The organism is Dellaglioa sp. CoH-57-MRSF-22 (assembly GCF_056781895.1).
This window is the reverse complement of record NZ_JBXAXT010000018.1, coordinates 1-558: the sequence shown is the minus strand read 5'-3', so window position 1 is coordinate 558 and position 558 is coordinate 1.

The window sequence follows — 558 nt, the reverse complement described above, 5'->3', positions numbered from 1 at the left end:
CTTTTGTCCACTGCGCCTGCGTGTCCGATGTTGGCCTTCGCACGATAATGTTCACAGGACCTAAGGGACCGACGTAATTTAGCCCGTCGTCTAGGGTCACATAGATGTCATCGATCGCCGTGAAGGCCCCGTTTCTCTGAAACGCTATCAGGAATATGCTAGTTATGTCAGAAGTCGCTGCGTACGAATAGGCAGTAGTCCCGGTGTACAGAAGAATACCGTCTATCGATAGAGATGTGGTAAACGTGTTAGGCGTTCCCGCCACTGCAACGTGCCTAATTTCGTAATAATGGTAACCCGTTGCCGACATGGCAGTCTGGTACAAAAGGTTGTATGCCGCGCCCCCAGTTGCAATCGCGAAGTTTCTACTTCCTGAACTGGGTGAGCTTACCTGAGCTATGACAGGAGTTTGCCCAGAGTTCCAAGTGAATCGTCCCGTAGTAGCATCGGGCGGCCCCGAAACCGGAAGTAGCGCTGTGCCTGTGCCACCGGTAGCTATACTCCAAGCCACTTCCGCGTTCTCCGTTGCATAGGTCGCTTGAAAATTCGTTTTCAGGT